We start from the raw sequence: 17,288 nt of genomic DNA, 5'->3' as shown, positions 1-17,288 counted from the left end.
CTAAACGGGACTAACTAGGCTCAAGGACATGTCAGTGCAGGAGTCCCAGGAACCGCCGGAGCCCGCCCGGGAAGCACAGGACCCGATGGAGGCCGCCACCCAGGCCACCCGCAGCCTGCAGGGGCTGTCCACCGAGCTGACCGCCCGGGTGCCGCAACTGCTGGAGGCCATGCGCTCCGTCGGGACGGGTCTCGAACTGCACTCCACGCTGGACCGCATCTGCGAGACGGCCGCCGAGCTCGCGGACGCCCGCTACGCGGCGATCGGCGTCGTCGACACGGACGGCCCCGGGCTCTCGGACTTCGTGACCTTCGGCCTAGGACCCGCGGAGGCGAAGCGGATCGGCCACCGTCCGGACGGCAAGCGGGGCCTGCTCGGCGCGCTGATCTCCCACCCCGACACGGTGCGGCTCGCCGATCTGACGCAGGATCCGCGGTCGGCCGGCTTCCCTCCGGACCACCCGCCCATGAAGACCTTCCTCGGTGTCCCCATCAGGGTGCAGGGGGAGATCTTCGGCAACCTCTACCTCGCCGAGAAGAACGGCGGCGGCGAGTTCAACGACTACGACGTCCACATGGTCCGGGTGCTGGCCACGGAGGCCGGCATCGCCATCGGCAACGCCCGGCTGTACGAGGCCGCCACCCAGCGGGAGCGCTGGATCGACGGCTCGGTGGCGGTCACCACGGCGCTGCTGTCGGGCGGCGACGCGGACGACGCCCTCGCGGTGGTCGCCGAGCAGGCCCGCCACCTGGCCGACTCGGCGGCCGGGATCGTGATGCTGCCGGCGGAGGACGGCGGGATGGAGATCGTCGCCGTCTCCGCCGACAACCCGGCCACCTCGCTGGGTGTGGTGATCCCCGCCGAGAGCCCGGTGGTGGTCAGGCTGCTCCAGGGCGAGCCGGTGTTCGTGGAGGACGCCTCCTCGGACCCCCGCATGATCAGCCGGCTCACGAGCCAGTACGGGCCCTGCATGATGCTGCCCCTGCACAGCGGCGGGCGGGTGCTGGGGGCGCTCGTCACCCCGCGCGCCCGGGACAAGCGGCCCTTCACCGAGGCCGAGCGGACCCTGGCCACGCAGTTCGCCTCGCAGGCCGCCCTGGCGCTGATGATGGCCGAGGCGCAGCGCGACCGGGAGCGGCTGGCGGTGTTCGAGGACCGCGACCGGATCGCCCGGGACCTGCACGACCTGGTCATCCAGCGGCTGTTCGCCACCGGGATGATGCTGGAGGGAGCCCAGCGCCGCTCCATCGTCCCCGAGGTCCGCGACGGCGTGGGGAAGGCCGTGGACGAGCTGGACGTGACCATCCAGGAGATCCGCACCGCGATCTTCGCGCTCCAGCAGGGCCCGGCGGAAGCCCCGTCGGGGCTGCGCACCCGCGTCCTGCGGGAGATCAACATGGCCGCCGTCCCGCTGGGCTTCAAGCCCGCGCACCGGTTCGTCGGGCCCATCGACGCGGCCGTCGGCGAACTGGTCGGCAAGAACCTGATCGCCGCTCTGCGCGAGGCCCTGTCGAACGCCTTCCGGCACGCGGACGCGTCCCGGATCGAGGTGGTCGTCGACTCCACCGTCAGCCTGGGCGACGGCCGGCCGGGGGTGCGGCTGGAGGTCGCCGACGACGGGGTGGGCATCCCCGAGGGAGGACGCCGCAGCGGCCTGCGGAACCTGCGCCGCAGGGCCGAGTCCCTCGGCGGCTCCAGCTGGTACGGCCCCGGCATCGGGGAGGACGGCGGCGGGACCGCCCTGGTGTGGGAGGCCCCGCTCTAGGCAGACGGCTCTTTCAGATCTTGCCTGGCCTAGCCGTCTCTTCCGGATGCTGCCGTTCCTAGGCCGATTCCCCGCGGACGGTCCGTTCGGCGAGGATGCGCTCGATGACGACGGCGACCCCGTCCTCGTCGTTCGCCACGGTCCGGCCCGAGGCGGCCGCGAGCACGTCGGGGTGGGCGTTGCCCATCGCGTACGAGGTGCCGGCCCAGCGGAGCATCTCGATGTCGTTCGGCATGTCGCCGAAGGCGACGACCTCCGCCGGGGAGATGCCGCGCTCGGCGCAGCACAGCTCCAGCGTGCTGGCCTTGGAGACCCCGAGCCCGCTGATCTCCAGCAGGGCGGTGGGGCTGGAGCGGGTGATCGAGGCGTAGGCCCCGGCGGCCGTGCGGGCCTGGGCGAGGAACTCGTCCGGGGACAGCTCGGCGTGGTGCGCGAGCAGCTTCAGCACCGGTGCGGCGCTGCCGTCCTCCTCCTCGCGCAGCAGCTTCTCGGCGGTGGCGACCGTGGCCCCCGGGTCCTGGAAGAAGGGCGGGTAGGCCGGCTCGTAGTTGATGCCGTCGGTCGTCTCGACCGCGAAGGAGGTGCCGGGGACGGCCGCCCGCAGGGTCTCGACGACCGTGAGCGCGGTGGCCCGTGCCAGCGCCCGGACCCGGACGAACTCCCGTCCGGCGTGCAGGTCGACGACGGCGGCCCCGTTCGCGCAGATCGCCAGGCCGTGCCCGTGGACGTGATCGCTGACCACGTCCATCCAGCGGGCCGGGCGGCCGGTGACGAAGAAGACCTCGATCCCGGCCTCCTCGGCGGCGGCGAGCGCTGCCACCGTGCGCGGTGAGACGGATTTGTCGTCGCGCAGCAGGGTGCCGTCGAGATCGGTGGCGATGAGCCGGGGTGCGGGGAAGGGCCCTTCCGGGCGCTGGGGAGCCGAGGTCACCGCTCCATCTTCGCCCATGGGTTCCCACCCGTTCACCATGATCGGGAAGAGATGTTTCACGTGAAACGTGGCTCACAGCGCAGGACCGGCCGGCACCGTAGGCTCGGCGGCATGAGTCTTCGCTTGAGCACCGTGATCCTGCCGGTCCGCCCGTGGCACGACGGCGGCCGTGACCAGTGGGAGCGGGCCGAGCGGCTCGGGTTCCACACCGCATACACCTACGACCACCTGACCTGGCGGACCTTCCGCGACGGCCCCTGGTTCGGTGCGGTGCCCACCCTCACCGCCGCCGCTGCCGTCACCGAGCGGCTCCGCCTGGGCACGCTCGTCACCTCGCCGAACTTCAGGCACCCGGTGACCCTGGCCAAGGATCTGATGTCGCTGGACGACATCTCCGGCGGCCGGATCACCCTCGGCATCGGCGCCGGCGGGAACGGCTTCGACGCGACCGCGCTGGGGCAGGAGGAGTGGAGCCCGCGCGAGCGGGCGGACCGCTTCGCCGAGTTCGTCCCGCTGCTGGACCGGCTGCTCACCGAGAGCGCGGTGACCCACCGTGGCACCTTCTACTCCGCGGAGGAGGCCCGGAACATCCCCGGGTGCGTCCAGCGTCCGCGCCTGCCGTTCGCCGTGGCGGCTACCGGTCCGCGCGGTGTGAAGCTCGCGGCGAAGCACGGCCAGGCCTGGGTGACCGCGGGTGACCCCAAGGTCTTCGAGGGAACGCCGGAACAGTCGCTGGAGGCCCTGCGCGGGCAGGTCGGGAAGCTGGAGAAGGCCCTCGCGGAGACCGGGCGGGAGCCCGGGTCCATCGAGCGGGTCCTGCTGACCGGGTTCACCCCGGAACGCGGCACGATGCTGGAGTCCGTGGACGCGTTCGTCGACTTCGCCGGCCGTCACCGCGAGCTGGGCTTCACCGAACTGGTCGTCCACGCCCCGATCCCGGACTCCGATTTCGCGGCCGACGAGGCCGTCTTCGAGCGGATCGCCACCGAGGCGCTCGCCCAGCTCGGCGCCTGACGGCTCCTTTCCGACCGGCTCGCCGGAGTTCCCGAGCCGCTACCGGAAGCGCAGGAACTCCGGCGGTACCGCGTCCGTCAGCCATACCCCGTTGGCGCTGAGCAGGAAGACGTGTCCGGCCGCGCGCATCGCCCCGGCGTCCACCGCGAGGACCACCGGGCGGCCCCGGCGCGCCCCCACGCGGGTCGCCGTCTCGCGGTCGGGCGACAGGTGTACGTGGTGGCGGGCCATCGGGCGCAGCCCCTCGGCGCGGATCGGGTCGAGGGCGGCGGCGACGGTGCCGTGGTAGAGGTACGCGGGCGGTTCGGCCTCCGGCAGGCCCAGGTCCACCGCCACGGTGTGGCCCTGGCTGGCCCTGATGCGGGTGCCGTCGACGGCGAACCGCCGCTTGTCGTTGGCGGCGACCACGTGGTCCAGCTCGGCGCGGCTGAACGGGAAGCCGTGCGCCGCCGCGGCGCGCAGGAGGTCGTCGATCTCCACCCAGCCCTGCGGGTCGAGCGTCAGTCCGATCCGTTCCGGCTGATGTCGCAGGTGTTTCGAGACGTACTTGGACACCTTCACGGTGCGTCGGTCATCCATGTCCCCAGCTTGACGGCCCGAGCGGGCCGCCGGCATCGGTTTTTCGCGCCCGGGCGGACTCGGGCAGCCCTGGACTCCCTCTATCAAGGTTCCAAGATACGGAATATATTTTCCGCTAAACGCTGATTCCAGAGGGAGAAACTATGACAAATAAGGCTTCACTGCTGCGGCGCACGGCTGCCGAGCTCATCGGCACCGCGAGCCTGCTCGTGGTGGTGATCGGGTCCGGCATCCAGGCCGCGTCCCTCAGCCGCGACACCGGTGTCGCCCTCGTCGCCAACTCGCTCGCCTCCGCGATCGGCCTCGGCCTGATCATCACCCTCTTCGGGCCCCTGTCCGGCGCCCACCTCAACCCCGTGGTCACCCTCACCGCCTGGTGGGCCCGGCGGGCGGGCGGCGAGGGGCTCGACGCCCGCGAGGCCTTTGCCTACGCGGCCGCGCAGACCGCCGGGGCCATCGGCGGCGCCGTACTGGCCGAGACGATGTTCGGCCGCACCCCCGGCACCTTCTCCACCCAGGTCCGCGACGGCGGGCACCTGCTGATCGGCGAGATCGTCGCCACCGCCGGACTGGTCCTGGTCATCCAGGGCCTCGGCCGCATCGGCCGCCCGAGGCTCATCCCGGTCGCCGTCGCCGCCTACATCGCCGCCGCGATCTGGTTCACCTCGTCGGGCTCCTTCGCCAACCCGGCCGGCACGATCGGCCGCGCCTTCAGCGACTCCTTCACCGGCATCGCCCCGCAGTCGCTGCCCGGGTTCGTCGCGGCGCAGCTGGCCGGCGGTGTCCTCGGCCTGGCCCTGGCCACCCTCCTCTACGGGCGCGAGCACGGCCGGACCGGATCCGGGCAGGAGCGCCCCGCGCAGGCGGACGCGCCGGCCCCGTTGGCCGATATGCCCCGCCCCGGAGCCGGCTTCGAGGCGATCGTCTGACCCGCCACCCGTGTTGCCCACAGGTAGAAGGGAGTTGTCCACAGCCGTTTCGACGGGTTTCGGAGTCATCTGAGCGATTCGCCCTGGGGATCGCCTGTGGACTACCGATCGAGCATTACCGGCCGCCCCTGCTGGCCAGATCGTTCATCGTCCGGGCCTGGAGCTCGCGTTCCGTCGCGGCCCGGACGAACTCCGCCACGTGCTCGGGACCCACCAGCTCCTGCACCGCCCGCACCGTCTCGGCGGGCAGGGCCACCGGTGCGGGCCCCGCCGGCTGGACCGCTCCCGGGGCGCCCAGGTGGCGCTGGAGGTGCCGGGTCGCGAACAGCCGCATCGCCCGCGCCAGTTCCGCGTCGACCGTCTGCTGGGCCAGGGGCCGCAGCCTGCGCACCATCGTCGCCGCCTCCGCCGCGTCCGAGTCCGTCGGCGGCACCTGCCCCAGGTAGCGGGCGAAGACGTGCTCGGTGGTGAACTCCAGGAAGCGCGAGGCGATGTGCTCCACCTGCCCGCGCAGCTCCCGCAGATGGCCGGTGATCGCCCCGAGGGGCACCCCGGCCGCGTACAGCTCGGCCGCGACCGCCAGCTCCTGCGGGGAGGGCACCAGGAACTCGTCCGGGCGGCCCGGGATGCGCTCCAGCACCCCGAGCTCACAGGCCTCGTCCACCGCCCCGTCGTCGGGCAGGCCGCCGAACCGCGTGTTGAGGTCCTCCCGGCTGATCCGGTCCGCCTCCTCGTCGGTCCACGGCCCGTGCACCTCCGCGACCAGGCCGAGGACGCCGCCCAGCCCGCGCCCGGCGTCCCAGGCCTCCAGCAGCTCCTTGATGGAGGCCAGGGTGTAGCCGCGGTCCAGCAGGTCCGCGATCTGGCGCAGCCGCGCCAGGTGCGTGTCCCGGTACACATTGGACCGGCCCCGCCGCTCCGGCTTCGGCAGCAGGCCGCGGTCCTGGTACGCACGGATCGTGCGCACGGTCGCCCCGCTGTGGTGGGCCAGATCCTCGATCCGGTACTCGGCTGGCGCCTGATCGGACAATCCCGGCTCCCTACGACATGGCGGCTCGGCCGACCGCGCCCGCCGCGGTCCGGGCGGCAGGAGGCGCCGCCAGGTACTCGACCGCCGTGAGCAGCGAGCCCTCCTGCGAGGGATGGTACGACCGGCGGATCGAGCGGGGTATGTCCGTCACAGCCGCGGCTCCAGCCGTGCGATCCGGCGCAGCGTGTTCGGCATGAACCGGGACATCCACAGGGCGCCCTTGGACTCGGGGGTCACCGGCACCACCGCCAGGTTCTTCACCACCGCCAGCAGGACGGCGTCGGCGACCTTCTCCGGCGGGAAGTTCCGCAGCCCGTACAGCCGCGAGGACCGCTCCTGGCGGCGCTTCTCCTCCGCCGCGTCCACCCCCGCGAACCTGGAGGTGGAGGTGATGTTGGTGTTCACGATGCCCGGGCATATCGCCGAGACCCCGATCGCCTTCGAGGCGAGCTCCGCCCGCAGGCACTCGCTCAGCATCAGCACCGCCGCCTTGGAGGTGCTGTACGCGGGCAGGGTCCGGGAGGGCAGGTAGGCGGCGGCGGAGGCGGTGTTGACGATGTGGCCGCCCTGACCGCGCTCGGCCATCTGCCTCCCGAAGATCCGGCAGCCGTGGATGACCCCCCACAGGTTCACGTCGAGGACCTTCCGCCAGTCCTCGGAGGAGGTGTCCAGGAAGGATCCCGACAGCCCGATGCCGGCGTTGTTGACCAGGACGTCGACGATGCCGTACTCGGCGGCCACCTTCGCCGCCAGCTTCTCCATCGCCTGCTCGTCGCTGACGTCGACGCATTCGCCCCAGGCGTCGGAGGCGCCGACGAGCCGGGCCATCTCGGCGGTGCGGGCCGCCCCCTCGGCGTCCCGGTCCACGGCCACGACCCGGGCCCCGGCCTCGGCGAACGCGAAGGCGGTGGCCCGCCCGATGCCGCTGGCGGCGCCGGTGACGAGCACCAGCTGCCCCGCGAACCGGTCGGCGTGCCGGCCCGGGGCCTTCTGCTCGGGGGCCTTCGCCGTGGGCTCCTCCCGGGAGGTGACGAACTCGCCGATCCAGGCCGCCACCTGGTCGGGGCGGGTCCGGGGGATCCAGTGCTTCGCGGGCAGGGTGCGACGCACCAGGTCCGGCGCCCACCGCTCCAGGTCGTCGTAGAGCCGCTCGGAGAGGAAGGCGTCCCCGGTCGGGGTGATCAGCTGCACCGGTACGTGCGCGTACGCGTCGGCGCGCGGCCGGCGCATGCGCGGCCGGACGTTGTCGCGGTAGAGCCAGGCGCCGTGCGCCGCGTCGGACGGCAGTGAGGACGTCGGGTAGGAGGCGCCGGCCGGGACCTCCTCCAGCCGCGCGAGGATCTTCGGCCAGCGCTTGCCCAGAGGGCCGCGCCAGGCGAGCTCCGGCAGCACCGGGGTGTGCAGCATGCCGACGTACCAGGACTTCGCACCCTGGTTCAGCAGCTGGGCGGCCCGGCGCGGGGTGGGCCGGGTCATCCGCTTCTTGATCCAGTGCCCGAAGTGGTCGAGGGAGGGGCCCGACATGGAGGTGAAGGAGGCGATCCGCCCCTCGGTACGGGCGACCGTGGCGAACTCCCAGCCCTGGACGGAGCCCCAGTCGTGGCCCACCAGGTGCACCGGCCGGTCCGGGCTGACGGCGTCCGCCACGGCCAGGAAGTCGTCCGTCAGCTTCTCCAGGGTGAAGCCCCCGCGCAGCGGTACCGGAGCCGAGGACCGGCCGTGCCCGCGCACGTCGTACAGCACCACGTGGAACCGGGCGGCGAGCCGCTCGGCGACCTCCGACCAGACCTCCTTGCTGTCCGGGTAGCCGTGCACCAGCAGCACGGTGGGCCGGTCGCTCTCACCGAGCTCGACGACGCACAGCTCGATCCCGCCCGTGCTCACCCAGCGCTCCCGCGCGCCCGCCAGGGCCGTACCGCTCATCCCGCTCATGCCGCCTTCTCCTCGGTCCAGCGCCGCACGTGCGGCAGGTCGTCGTCCAGCCAGAACGCGCTCTCCTCGGGATCCCGGGAGTCGGTGACGACCAGGATCTCCTCGAACTTCGCCCCCGTACCCCGGAAGCCCAGGTGCGGCTCCACCGCCCACAGGCCGGGCTGCGGCCGGTGGTCGGAGAAGTGGTACGGGCTCCACAGCGGGGACCAGCCCTCGCGGTGGCCGTGCAGGGCGTCGGAGGCCAGTCCCTTCAGGGACTGGACGCCGAACCCGAACGCGGTCGGGGACCAGCGGCGCTCCCCGACCCGGTCTATCTTGTGCGCGATGACCCCGAAGGGATAGGCCCGGTGCCGGTTGGCGTACCCCTGGCGGGTCATCAGCCGCTCGACGTTCTCGTAGATCTCGCGCAGCGGGCGGCGCTCGCGCACCTGCTCCAGGATCAGCGCGCGGTGCGGCCGCAGATCGGACATCAGCCGGTCCTGCACCGGGTTGAGGCCGAGGCTGCCCGAGTAGCCGATGTCGGCGGCGTAGCCGCGGTAGACCGGCGCCATGTCCAGGATGAACGGCATCCCCGGCTCCAGCCTCCGGTTGGTCGGGAAGAACTGGAGCGGGATCTTGAAGTTCGCGAAGGCGGTGCGGTCCCCGAACCAGGCGAAGGGCAGGTGGAACCAGTCCCGCACCCCGCGCTCGCGCAGCCACTCGCGCTGCATCCGGGCCGCCTCGCGCTCGGTCACCCCGGCCCGCAGCTGCGCCGCCACGGTCTCGGCGCACTCGTAGGCGAGGCGCTGGACCTCCCTGAAGCCGCTCAGCCCGGCACTCATCCGCGCCGAGCCCCGCGCGGTCCGTTCCCTGGTGTCCGTGTCCCCAGCCATGCCAGCCGTCCGTCCCTGTTAGCCGTACGCGCCGAAAGTTGACACTGATGAATGTGACAATGACCGGAGATCACGTCAAGGGTCGTGCACGGACCTGTGGACAACTCCCCGTCCCGCCCGGCCGGCGTCAGCCTTCCGTCAGGGTCCGTAGTCCTCAAGGCGGATACCGGATCCCGCTCCAGGTCTGACGATCCGCCCGGGCCCCGGCACTAACGTCGAATCCGTGACTGTCATCGCGACTGAAAGCCTGAGCAAGCGGTACCCCCGAGTGACCGCCCTCGACCGGCTCTCCCTGGACATCGGGCCCGGAGTGACCGGGCTCGTGGGCGCCAACGGAGCCGGCAAGTCCACGCTCATCAAGATCCTGCTCGGGCTGTCCCCGGCCACCGAGGGGCGCGCCGCCGTACTCGGACTGGACGTCGCCACGCACGGCAGCGCCATCCGCGAGCGCGTCGGATACATGCCCGAGCACGACGCCCTGCCGCCCGACGTCTCGGCCACCGAGTTCGTCGTCCACATGGCGCGGATGTCCGGGCTGCCCCCCACGGCCGCCCGCGAGCGGACCGCCGACACCCTGCGCCACGTCGGGCTGTACGAGGAGCGCTACCGCCCCATCGGCGGCTACTCCACCGGTATGAAGCAGCGCGTCAAGCTGGCCCAGGCGCTCGTCCACGACCCGCAGCTGGTCCTCCTCGACGAGCCGACCAACGGGCTCGACCCGGTGGGCCGCGACGAGATGCTCGGCCTGATCCGCCGCGTCTACACCGACTTCGGCATCTCCGTCCTGGTCACCTCCCACCTCCTCGGCGAGCTGGAGCGGACCTGCGACCACGTCGTGGTCGTCGACGGCGGCAAGCTGCTGCGCTCCAGCTCCACCAGCGACTTCACCCAGACGACGACCACGCTCGCGGTCGAGGTCACCGATTCCGAGGCGCACCCGGACGGGACGGCCGCCCTGCGCGAGGCGCTCACCGAGGCGGGCATCACCCTCCACGCGAGCGAGGAGCAGGGCCTGCCCGGAGCCGGCCACATCCTCCTCGTCGAGGCGACGGGCGAGGACACCTACGACGTGGTCCGCGACACCGTCGCCGATCTCGGCGTCGGCCTCGTGCGCATGGAACAGCGCCGCCACCACATCGCGGAGGTCTTCCGCGAGAGCGACCAGTCCGCGCAGCGGATCCAGATCCAGCAGAAGGGAGCCGGTACCGATGGCGCCTGAGACCTCGACCCAGATCCACAACATCGGCTACCGGTCCTACGACGGGCCCCGGCTCGGCCGCTCCTACGCCCGCACCTCGCTGTTCTCGCAGTCACTGCGCGGCGCGTACGGGCTCGGCCGCTCGGCCAAGTCCAAGGTTCTGCCGATGATCCTCTTCGCGGTGATGTGCGTCCCCGCGCTGATCATCGTCGCGGTGGCCATCGCGGTGCCCGGCTCCACCGACCTGCCGATCAAGTACACGACGTACGCCCTGACCACCCAGGTGGTCATCGGGCTCTACCTCGCCTCCCAGGCACCCCAGTCGGTCTCGCGGGACCTGCGCTTCAAGACGGTGCCGCTGTACTTCTCGCGGCCCATCGAGCGGGTCGACTACGTCCTGGCCAAGTACGCCGCGATGGCCTCGGCCCTCTTCATCCTCACCGCCACGCCCCTGCTGATCATGTGGATCGGCTCGCTCCTGGCCAAGTTCGACTTCGGTCACCAGACCAAGGGATTCGGGCAGGCACTCGTGTCCGTACTTCTGCTGTCGCTGCTCTTCGCGGGCCTCGGGCTGGTCATGGCCGCCCTCACCCCGCGCCGCGGGTTCGGCGTGGCCGCGGTCATCGCCATGCTGCTCATCCCCTACGGCGCCGTCTCCACGGTGCAGGCCGTCGCCTACGGCACCGGCAACACCGGCCCCATCGAGTGGCTGGGCCTCTTCTCCCCGATCACCCTGATCGACGGCGTGCAGACCGCGTTCCTCGGTGCGACCTCCGCCTTCCCGGGCGGTACGGGCCCCTCGGCCGGCACCGGCGCCGTCTACCTGCTCGTCATCCTCGGCCTCATCGCCGGCTCCTACGCCGCCCTGATGGCCCGCTACCGGAAGGCCGGGCTGTGACCACCATCGACATCGACCACGCCTCTCGCTGGTTCGGGAACGTCGTCGCCGTCAACGACGTGACCATGCGCATCGGCCCCGGGGTCACCGGCCTCCTCGGCCCCAACGGCGCGGGCAAGTCCACCCTCATCAACATGATGGGCGGCTTCCTCGCCCCCTCCACGGGCACCGTCACCCTCGACGGCGCGCCGATCTGGCGCAACGAGCAGGTCTACCGGCAGGTCGGCGTCGTGCCCGAGCGCGAGGCGATGTACGACTTCCTCACCGGATGGGAGTTCGTCGTCGCCAACGCCGAACTGCACGGACTCGACGACGTGGCGGCCCGGCGGGCGCTGGCCACCGTCGAGATGGAGTACGCCCAGGACCGCAAGATCTCCACGTACTCCAAGGGCATGCGCCAGCGCGTGAAGATGGCCTCCGCGCTCGTCCACGAGCCGTCGGTGCTGCTGCTGGACGAGCCCTTCAACGGCATGGACCCCCGCCAGCGCATGCAGCTCATGGACCTGCTGCGGCGGATGGGCGACGAGGGCCGCACCGTCCTGTTCTCCTCCCACATCCTGGAGGAGGTCGAGCAGCTGGCCTCCCACATCGAGGTGGTCGTCGCGGGCCGGCACGCCGCGTCCGGCGACTTCCGCAAGATCCGCCGCCTGATGACGGACCGCCCGCACCGCTACCTCGTCCGCTCCTCCGACGACCGGGCCCTCGCCGCGGCCCTGATCGCCGACCCGTCGACCGCCGGCATCGAGGTCGACCTCAAGGAGGGCGCCCTGCGCATCCAGGCCGTCGACTTCGGACGCTTCACCGAGCTGCTGCCGCGGGTCGCCCGCGCGCACGGCATCCGGCTGCTGACGGTCTCGCCCTCGGACGAGTCCCTCGAGTCGGTCTTCTCCTACCTCGTCGCGGCCTGAAAGGAGCTGGCAACCATGTACAACCCCACCGTCGCCCGGCTCACCTACCGGGCCCTCCTCGGCCGCCGCCGCGCGGCCATCCTCTTCGTGCTGCCCGCCCTGCTGATCGTCATCTCCGCCGTCGTCCGCTTCTTCACCGGCGTGGACGACAAGGTCGCCGCGGAGCTGCTCGGCGGTTTCGCCCTCGCCACGATGGTGCCGCTGATCGGCGTCATCGCCGGCACCGGAGCCATCGGCCCGGAGATCGACGACGGCTCGATCGTCTACCTGCTCTCCAAGCCGGTGAAGCGTCCGACGATCATCATGACCAAGCTGATCGTGGCCATCGCGGTCACGATGGTCTTCTCCGCCGTCCCCACCCTGATCGCGGGCTTCATCCTCAACGGCAACGGCCAGCAGATCGCCGTGGCCTACACCGTCGCCGCGCTCGTCGCCTCGATCGCCTACAGCGCACTCTTCCTGCTGCTGGGCACCGTCAGCCGGCACGCGGTCGTCTTCGGCCTGGTCTACGCCCTGATCTGGGAGTCGCTCTTCGGCAGCCTGGTCTCCGGCGCCAAGACCCTCAGCGTCCAGCAGTGGGCCCTGGCCCTGGCCGAGAAGGTCGCCGGGCAGGGGTACGTCGACTCCAGCGTGGCCCTGCCCACCGCCGTACTCCTGCTGCTCGCGGTCACCGTCGGCGCCACCGCCTACGCGGGACAGAAGCTGCGCCGCCTCACCCTGGCGGGTGAGGAGTAACCCGCCGGGACCGGCCGAAACCGTGCCCCGCCCGGCCCACCGGCCGGGCGGGGCACGTCCGTACGGGGCATCATCGGGTCATGATCGAGCACACCGGCCCCGAGCCGTCCAGGCCCTTGCGGGCCTGGATACGCTCCTCGCCCGGCACGCACATATGGCTGCTGATCGTGGCCGTGACCAGCGTCGTCGTGGCGATCGCCCCGGACCGGCTCGACCACGTGCTGCTCCACCGCAACAGCAGCAATATCCACCAGCTCGTCAAGTACCCCCTCCGGGCCCTGCTCAGCAGCGCCTTCTGGATCGAGAACCCGGCCTCGCTGGCCCTCTACGCCCTGCTCTTCGAGCTCTTCCACGCCACCGTCGAACGCTGGCTCGGCACCCTGCGCTGGCTGGTGGTCGTCGCGACCGCGCACATCGTCGCCACCCTGGCCAGCCAGAAGGTCCTGCTGATGGCCATCCAGGACAACCGCGCGCCGCACAGCATGACCCACGTCGTGGACATCGGCGTGAGCTACGGGCTCGCGGCCTCCATCGGCGTCCTGACCTACCGGCTCCCGAACCCGTGGAGATGGCTCTACCTGGCCGGAGCCGTGTCCTTCTTCGGGATCCCCCTGCTCACGGGAGGTACCTTCACCGACCTCGGCCACGCCATCTCGCTGGCCGTCGGACTGCTGGCCTGGCCGCTGACCCTCCACCCGGATCCGCACCGGGCCGATGTTTCACGTGAAACGTGAGCCCGCGCGCCCGGCCCGCGGGCCCGGGGAAATTCGCTGGTAAGGGGCGTGCGGCAGCGGCACAGTGGGAGGTGCGGGGAGCAACAAAGAGGTCCGGGACAGCCACTTCGAGCGCGCCTCACGGCGCGGGCTGTTCCGGACCTTCTTCTCCGTCCTGAGGCTTCTTCGTCCTGAGGCTCAGGCGGCGCCGAGCAGACGCTCCAGCACGACCGCGATGCCGTCCTCCTGGTTGGAGGTGGTCACCTCGTCGGCCACGGCCTTCAGCTCGGCGTGGGCGTTGGCCATCGCGACCCCGTGCGCGGCCCAGCCGAACATGGGGATGTCGTTGGGCATGTCGCCGAAGGCGATCGTCTCGGCCGCCTTCACCTTCAGCCGCCGGGCGGCGAGCGAGAGCCCCGTGGCCTTGCTCAGTCCCAGAGGCAGGATCTCCACTATCCCGGGGCCGGCCATCACGATGTCGACCAGGCTGCCGACGGTCTCCCGGGCCACCTTGACCAGCTCGTCCTCGCCCATCCCCGGGTGCTGGATGTACAGCTTGTTGAGCGGAGCGCTCCAGACCGCGGTGGTGTCCTCCAGGTAGAGCGCCGGGAGGCCTTCCTGCACCTGGTAGCCGGGGCCGAACAGGACCTCGCCGTCCACCCCGTCCCGGCTGGCGGCCAGCGCCAGCGGACCCACCTCGGCCTCTATCTTCGACAGCGCGAGACCGGCCAGCTGCCGGTCCAGCGTCACCGAGGTCAGCAGCCGGTGCGCCCCCGCGTCGTAGACCTGAGCGCCCTGCCCGCACACGGCGATCCCCTTGTAGCCGAGGTCGTCCAGCACGCCCCGGGTCCAGGGCACGGCCCGGCCGGTGACGATGATGTGCGCCGCGCCCGCCGCGGTGACCGCGGCGAGCGCCTCACGGGTGCGCTCCGAGACGGTGTCGTCGTCACGCAGGAGCGTGCCGTCGAGGTCCGTCGCGACGAGCTTGTACGGGAACGGGGCGGGGCTCACTTGGCGATCGGCTCCAGGACCTCGCGGCCGCCCAGGTACGGGCGGAGCACCGGGGGGACCCGCACGGAGCCGTCGGCCTGCTGGTGGTTCTCCAGGATGGCGACGATGGTGCGCGGGACGGCGCACAGGGTGCCGTTCAGCGTGGACAGCGGAGCGGTCTTCTTGTCCTCGCGGTAGCGGATCTGCAGGCGGCGCGCCTGGAAGCCGTCACAGTTCGAGGCGGAGGTCAGCTCGCGGTACTTGCCCTGGGTCGGGATCCAGGCCTCGCAGTCGAACTTGCGGGAGGCGGAGGAGCCCAGGTCGCCGGTGGCGACGTCGATGACCTGGAACGGCAGCTCCAGGCTGGTCAGCCACTGCTTCTCCCACTCCAGGAGCCGCTTGTGCTCGGCCTCGGCGTCCTCCGGCGCGACGTACGAGAACATCTCGACCTTGTCGAACTGGTGGACGCGGAAGATGCCGCGGGTGTCCTTGCCGTACGTACCGGCCTCACGGCGGAAGCACGGCGAGAAGCCGGCGTACCGCAGGGGCAGCTTGTCGGCGTCGATGATCTCGTCCATGTGGTACGCGGCGAGCGGGACCTCGGACGTGCCGACCAGGTAGAAGTCGTCCTTCTCCAGGTGGTACACGTTCTCCGCGGCCTGGCCGAGGAAGCCGGTGCCCTCCATGGCGCGCGGGCGGACCAGCGCGGGGGTGAGCATCGGGATGAAGCCGGCCTCGGTGGCCTGCGCGATCGCCGCGTTGACCAGGGCGAGCTCCAGCAGGGCGCCGACGCCCGTCAGGTAGTAGAAGCGCGAGCCGGACACCTTGGCGCCGCGCTCGACGTCGATGGCGCCCAGCGCCTCGCCGAGCTCCAGGTGGTCCTTGGGCTCGAAGCCCTCGGCGCCGAAGTCGCGGATCGTGCCGTGCGTCTCGAGGACGGTGAAGTCCTCCTCGCCGCCGACCGGGACGTCCTCGTGGACGAGGTTGCCGATCTTGAGGAGGAGCTGCTTGGCGGCGTCGTCCGCCTCGTTCTGCTCGGCCTCGGCCGCCTTCACGTCGGCCTTGAGCTGCTCGGCCTTGGCCAGCAGTTCGGCCCGCTCCTCGGGGGTGGCCTTGGGGATGAGCTTGCCGAGGGACTTCTGCTCATTGCGCAGTTCGTCGAAGCGCATGCCGGAGGACCTGCGGCGCTCATCGGCGGAGAGCAGCGCGTCGACGAGGTCGACGTCCTCTCCACGGGCGCGCTGCGAGGCGCGGACACGGTCAGGGTCTTCACGGAGCAGCCGGAGGTCAATCACCCCTCCAGGCTACCGGTCTGGGCTTCCTGGGATCACACCGATATCACGCTGCGTGTCATTATGTCCCGATTGGGCAGAATGCAAAACCCTTGCGGCGGTGGCTGGAAGAGGCCCCTCCGGGCGGTTGATAAAACCGGCCCGTTTCCCCGAAATGGGACACGGTGGGGGGCGTCGGGCGGGGCCTGAGCAGCGCTGAGGGCTCAGCCTTGTCCACAGGAATTCCGTCGGGAGGACCCTTATCCACAGGCTGTGCGCCGCATCTGTGGACACGGAATTAGATCAATAGTGATCCGCGAGGGGGCGGGGGCGCGCAGGGTTCAAACCACCCTCACACACTCATTCGGGTGGGAATGGCTCGCTCCAAAGAGTTGATCGGCGATACACGGGTGACGCCGTTCACCTGTCGCTCCCCAGCGCGAAACCTGAGCCGCCTGACCGATTTGTCGACCTTGTCGTGCCGCTCTGTCGACTTGTCCCCAGGTCCCCATCTCGCCCTGTGGATAACTCTGTGGACAAGTGGACGGGGCGGGGACGGGGCGGGGACGGGCTACGCCCGGCCGTCGAGGCAGCGGGCCAGCCAGTCGGAAGCCTCCGTGAAGTCGCCATCGGAGGTTCCCGGCCGCGCCGCACGCACCTCACTCAGAGCGACGCCGGCGCGCGGGTACGAGCCCAGGAAGCGCACCTGGGGACAGGTCCGGCGCAGTCCCATCAGCGCCTCGCTCACCCGGCGGTCGGAGATGTGCCCCTCGGCGTCCACGGCGAAGCAGTAGTTGCCGATCCCCTCGCCGGTCGGCCGGGACTGGATCAGCATCAGGTTCACGCCCCGGACCGCGAACTCCTGGAGCAGCTCCAGCAGGGCGCCGGGGCGGTCGTCGCCGAGCCACAGCACCACGGAGGTCTTGTCGGCGCCCGTGGGGGCGGCCGGCCGGGCGGGCCGCCCGACCAGGACGAACCGGGTCTCGGCGTTCTGGGCGTCGTGGATCTCGGTGACCAGCGCCTCCAGCCCGTACGTGGCGGCGGCGAACTCGCCCGCGAACGCGGCGTCGAAGCGGCCCTCCTGGACCAGCCGGGCCCCGTCGGCGTTGGAGGCGGCCGACTCCCACACCGCGTCGGGCAGGTGCGTCCGCAGCCAGTTGCGCACCTGCGGCTGGGCGACCGGGTGACCGGTGACCGTCTTGATGTCCGACAGCGCGGTCCCGGGGCGCACCAGCAGGGCGAACGCGATGGGCAGCAGCACCTCGCGGTAGATCATCAGCGGCTCGCCCGAGGCCAGCTCGTCGAGGGTGGCGGTGACCCCGCCCTCCACCGAGTTCTCGATCGGCACCAGCGCGGCCGCGGCCTCGCCGTTGCGCACGGCGTCCAGGGCGGCCGGGACCGACACCATCGGGACGAGCTCCCGGGTGGCGGCTTCCGGCAGGGTGCGGAGGGCCGCTTCGGTGAAGGTGCCCTCGGGACCGAGATAGGTGAAGCGCGTGGCCGACATGCGATCAGCCTAATGC

At 71.5% G+C, this 17,288-nt stretch carries 17 protein-coding genes; 8 read left to right on the top strand and 9 right to left on the bottom strand.

All coding sequences use genetic code 11. From position 1 onward, the window contains the following. Positions 1–28 precede the first annotated feature (28 nt). Positions 29–1,765: a GAF domain-containing protein gene (locus AB0O29_RS02630; RefSeq protein WP_365144917.1), complete on the top strand. Its 1,737-nt coding sequence runs from the start codon at positions 29–31 to the stop codon at positions 1,763–1,765. Between the two features lie 58 nt (positions 1,766–1,823). Here AB0O29_RS02630 and AB0O29_RS02625 read toward each other — a convergent pair whose 3' ends face one another. Further along, positions 1,824–2,714 carry a Cof-type HAD-IIB family hydrolase gene (locus AB0O29_RS02625; protein ID WP_365144914.1) on the bottom strand — a complete coding sequence of 297 codons (891 nt, stop codon included), beginning with the start codon at positions 2,712–2,714 and terminating at the stop codon, positions 1,824–1,826. A gap of 93 nt (positions 2,715–2,807) precedes the next feature. Between AB0O29_RS02625 and AB0O29_RS02620 the strand changes: the two genes are divergently transcribed. Next, a complete protein-coding gene (locus AB0O29_RS02620) occupies positions 2,808–3,710 on the top strand; it encodes an LLM class flavin-dependent oxidoreductase (RefSeq protein WP_365144911.1) in 903 nt (300 codons plus the stop codon). A 39-nt stretch (positions 3,711–3,749) separates the two neighbouring features. On the opposite strand, the gene AB0O29_RS02615 is transcribed toward AB0O29_RS02620, so the two are convergent. Further along, complete coding sequence (locus AB0O29_RS02615; protein ID WP_365144908.1) at positions 3,750–4,289, bottom strand: RNA 2'-phosphotransferase; 540 nt, start codon at positions 4,287–4,289, stop codon at positions 3,750–3,752. Positions 4,290–4,432: 143 nt separating this feature from the next. Between AB0O29_RS02615 and AB0O29_RS02610 the strand changes: the two genes are divergently transcribed. Beyond that, positions 4,433–5,218 carry an aquaporin gene (locus AB0O29_RS02610; protein WP_365144905.1) on the top strand — a complete coding sequence of 262 codons (786 nt, stop codon included), beginning with the start codon at positions 4,433–4,435 and terminating at the stop codon, positions 5,216–5,218. Between the two features lie 115 nt (positions 5,219–5,333). On the opposite strand, the gene AB0O29_RS02605 is transcribed toward AB0O29_RS02610, so the two are convergent. Genes AB0O29_RS02605 through AB0O29_RS02590 form a run of 4 tightly spaced genes read right to left on the bottom strand, consistent with a single transcriptional unit; the run spans position 5,334 to position 9,001 of the window. Beyond that, entirely contained in the window at positions 5,334–6,248 is a 915-nt protein-coding gene (locus AB0O29_RS02605; protein WP_365144902.1) for a MerR family transcriptional regulator, read from the bottom strand. 10 nt (positions 6,249–6,258) lie between these two features. Continuing rightward, entirely contained in the window at positions 6,259–6,399 is a 141-nt protein-coding gene (locus tag AB0O29_RS02600; protein ID WP_365144899.1) for a hypothetical protein, read from the bottom strand. Next, positions 6,396–8,171 carry an SDR family oxidoreductase gene (locus tag AB0O29_RS02595; RefSeq protein WP_365145024.1) on the bottom strand — a complete coding sequence of 592 codons (1,776 nt, stop codon included), beginning with the start codon at positions 8,169–8,171 and terminating at the stop codon, positions 6,396–6,398. The genes AB0O29_RS02600 and AB0O29_RS02595 overlap by 4 nt, the downstream gene beginning before the upstream one ends. Positions 8,172–8,176: 5 nt before the next feature. Further along, entirely contained in the window at positions 8,177–9,001 is an 825-nt protein-coding gene (locus tag AB0O29_RS02590) for a M24 family metallopeptidase (protein ID WP_365145021.1), read from the bottom strand. Positions 9,002–9,275: 274 nt separating this feature from the next. Between AB0O29_RS02590 and AB0O29_RS02585 the strand changes: the two genes are divergently transcribed. From AB0O29_RS02585 to AB0O29_RS02565, 5 genes are all read left to right on the top strand, one after another. Continuing rightward, the gene (locus AB0O29_RS02585; protein WP_365144896.1) at positions 9,276–10,271 is read left to right on the top strand and encodes an ABC transporter ATP-binding protein; all 996 of its coding nucleotides are present in this window, start codon (positions 9,276–9,278) and stop codon (positions 10,269–10,271) included. Continuing rightward, the gene (locus tag AB0O29_RS02580; protein WP_365144893.1) at positions 10,261–11,148 is read left to right on the top strand and encodes an ABC transporter permease; all 888 of its coding nucleotides are present in this window, start codon (positions 10,261–10,263) and stop codon (positions 11,146–11,148) included. Before AB0O29_RS02585 ends, AB0O29_RS02580 begins: the two co-directional genes overlap by 11 nt. Beyond that, positions 11,145–12,056: an ABC transporter ATP-binding protein gene (locus tag AB0O29_RS02575; RefSeq protein WP_365144890.1), complete on the top strand. Its 912-nt coding sequence runs from the start codon at positions 11,145–11,147 to the stop codon at positions 12,054–12,056. Before AB0O29_RS02580 ends, AB0O29_RS02575 begins: the two co-directional genes overlap by 4 nt. 15 nt (positions 12,057–12,071) lie before the next feature. Then, positions 12,072–12,791, top strand: coding sequence for an ABC transporter permease subunit (locus AB0O29_RS02570; RefSeq protein WP_365144887.1), 720 nt, complete (start codon positions 12,072–12,074; stop codon positions 12,789–12,791). 80 nt (positions 12,792–12,871) lie between these two features. Further along, positions 12,872–13,525 (top strand): rhomboid-like protein, encoded by a 654-nt coding sequence (locus tag AB0O29_RS02565; RefSeq protein WP_365144884.1) that lies wholly within the window; start codon positions 12,872–12,874, stop codon positions 13,523–13,525. 177 nt (positions 13,526–13,702) lie between these two features. Here AB0O29_RS02565 and AB0O29_RS02560 read toward each other — a convergent pair whose 3' ends face one another. The 3 genes from AB0O29_RS02560 to pheA form a co-directional block, all read right to left on the bottom strand. Further along, the gene (locus tag AB0O29_RS02560) at positions 13,703–14,515 is read right to left on the bottom strand and encodes an HAD family hydrolase (RefSeq protein WP_365144881.1); all 813 of its coding nucleotides are present in this window, start codon (positions 14,513–14,515) and stop codon (positions 13,703–13,705) included. After that, positions 14,512–15,789, bottom strand: a complete 1,278-nt coding sequence (gene serS / locus AB0O29_RS02555) for a serine--tRNA ligase (RefSeq protein ID WP_365144878.1) — start codon at positions 15,787–15,789, stop codon at positions 14,512–14,514. The genes AB0O29_RS02560 and serS overlap by 4 nt, the downstream gene beginning before the upstream one ends. 547 nt (positions 15,790–16,336) lie before the next feature. Beyond that, positions 16,337–17,272 carry a prephenate dehydratase gene (gene pheA / locus AB0O29_RS02550; RefSeq protein WP_365144875.1) on the bottom strand — a complete coding sequence of 312 codons (936 nt, stop codon included), beginning with the start codon at positions 17,270–17,272 and terminating at the stop codon, positions 16,337–16,339. Positions 17,273–17,288 lie beyond the last annotated feature (16 nt).

Origin of the sequence: Streptomyces sp. NPDC089915 (assembly GCF_040684675.1) — a bacterium.
In the GTDB taxonomy this organism is placed as follows: domain Bacteria; phylum Actinomycetota; class Actinomycetes; order Streptomycetales; family Streptomycetaceae; genus Streptomyces.
The sequence above is the reverse complement of the archived record's forward strand: the minus strand, read 5'-3'. Positions and strand labels throughout refer to the sequence as shown.

Coding starts and splice junctions, on each gene's coding strand:
- AB0O29_RS02630 (WP_365144917.1), top strand. CDS start 29: ATGTCAGTGCAGGAGTCCCAGGAACCGCCGGAGCCCGCCCGGGAAGCA.
- AB0O29_RS02625 (WP_365144914.1), bottom strand. CDS start 2,714: ATGGGCGAAGATGGAGCGGTGACCTCGGCTCCCCAGCGCCCGGAAGGG.
- AB0O29_RS02620 (WP_365144911.1), top strand. CDS start 2,808: ATGAGTCTTCGCTTGAGCACCGTGATCCTGCCGGTCCGCCCGTGGCAC.
- AB0O29_RS02615 (WP_365144908.1), bottom strand. CDS start 4,289: ATGGATGACCGACGCACCGTGAAGGTGTCCAAGTACGTCTCGAAACAC.
- AB0O29_RS02610 (WP_365144905.1), top strand. CDS start 4,433: ATGACAAATAAGGCTTCACTGCTGCGGCGCACGGCTGCCGAGCTCATC.
- AB0O29_RS02595 (WP_365145024.1), bottom strand. CDS start 8,171: ATGAGCGGTACGGCCCTGGCGGGCGCGCGGGAGCGCTGGGTGAGCACG.
- AB0O29_RS02590 (WP_365145021.1), bottom strand. CDS start 9,001: ATGAGTGCCGGGCTGAGCGGCTTCAGGGAGGTCCAGCGCCTCGCCTAC.
- AB0O29_RS02580 (WP_365144893.1), top strand. CDS start 10,261: ATGGCGCCTGAGACCTCGACCCAGATCCACAACATCGGCTACCGGTCC.
- AB0O29_RS02570 (WP_365144887.1), top strand. CDS start 12,072: ATGTACAACCCCACCGTCGCCCGGCTCACCTACCGGGCCCTCCTCGGC.
- AB0O29_RS02565 (WP_365144884.1), top strand. CDS start 12,872: ATGATCGAGCACACCGGCCCCGAGCCGTCCAGGCCCTTGCGGGCCTGG.
- pheA (WP_365144875.1), bottom strand. CDS start 17,272: ATGTCGGCCACGCGCTTCACCTATCTCGGTCCCGAGGGCACCTTCACC.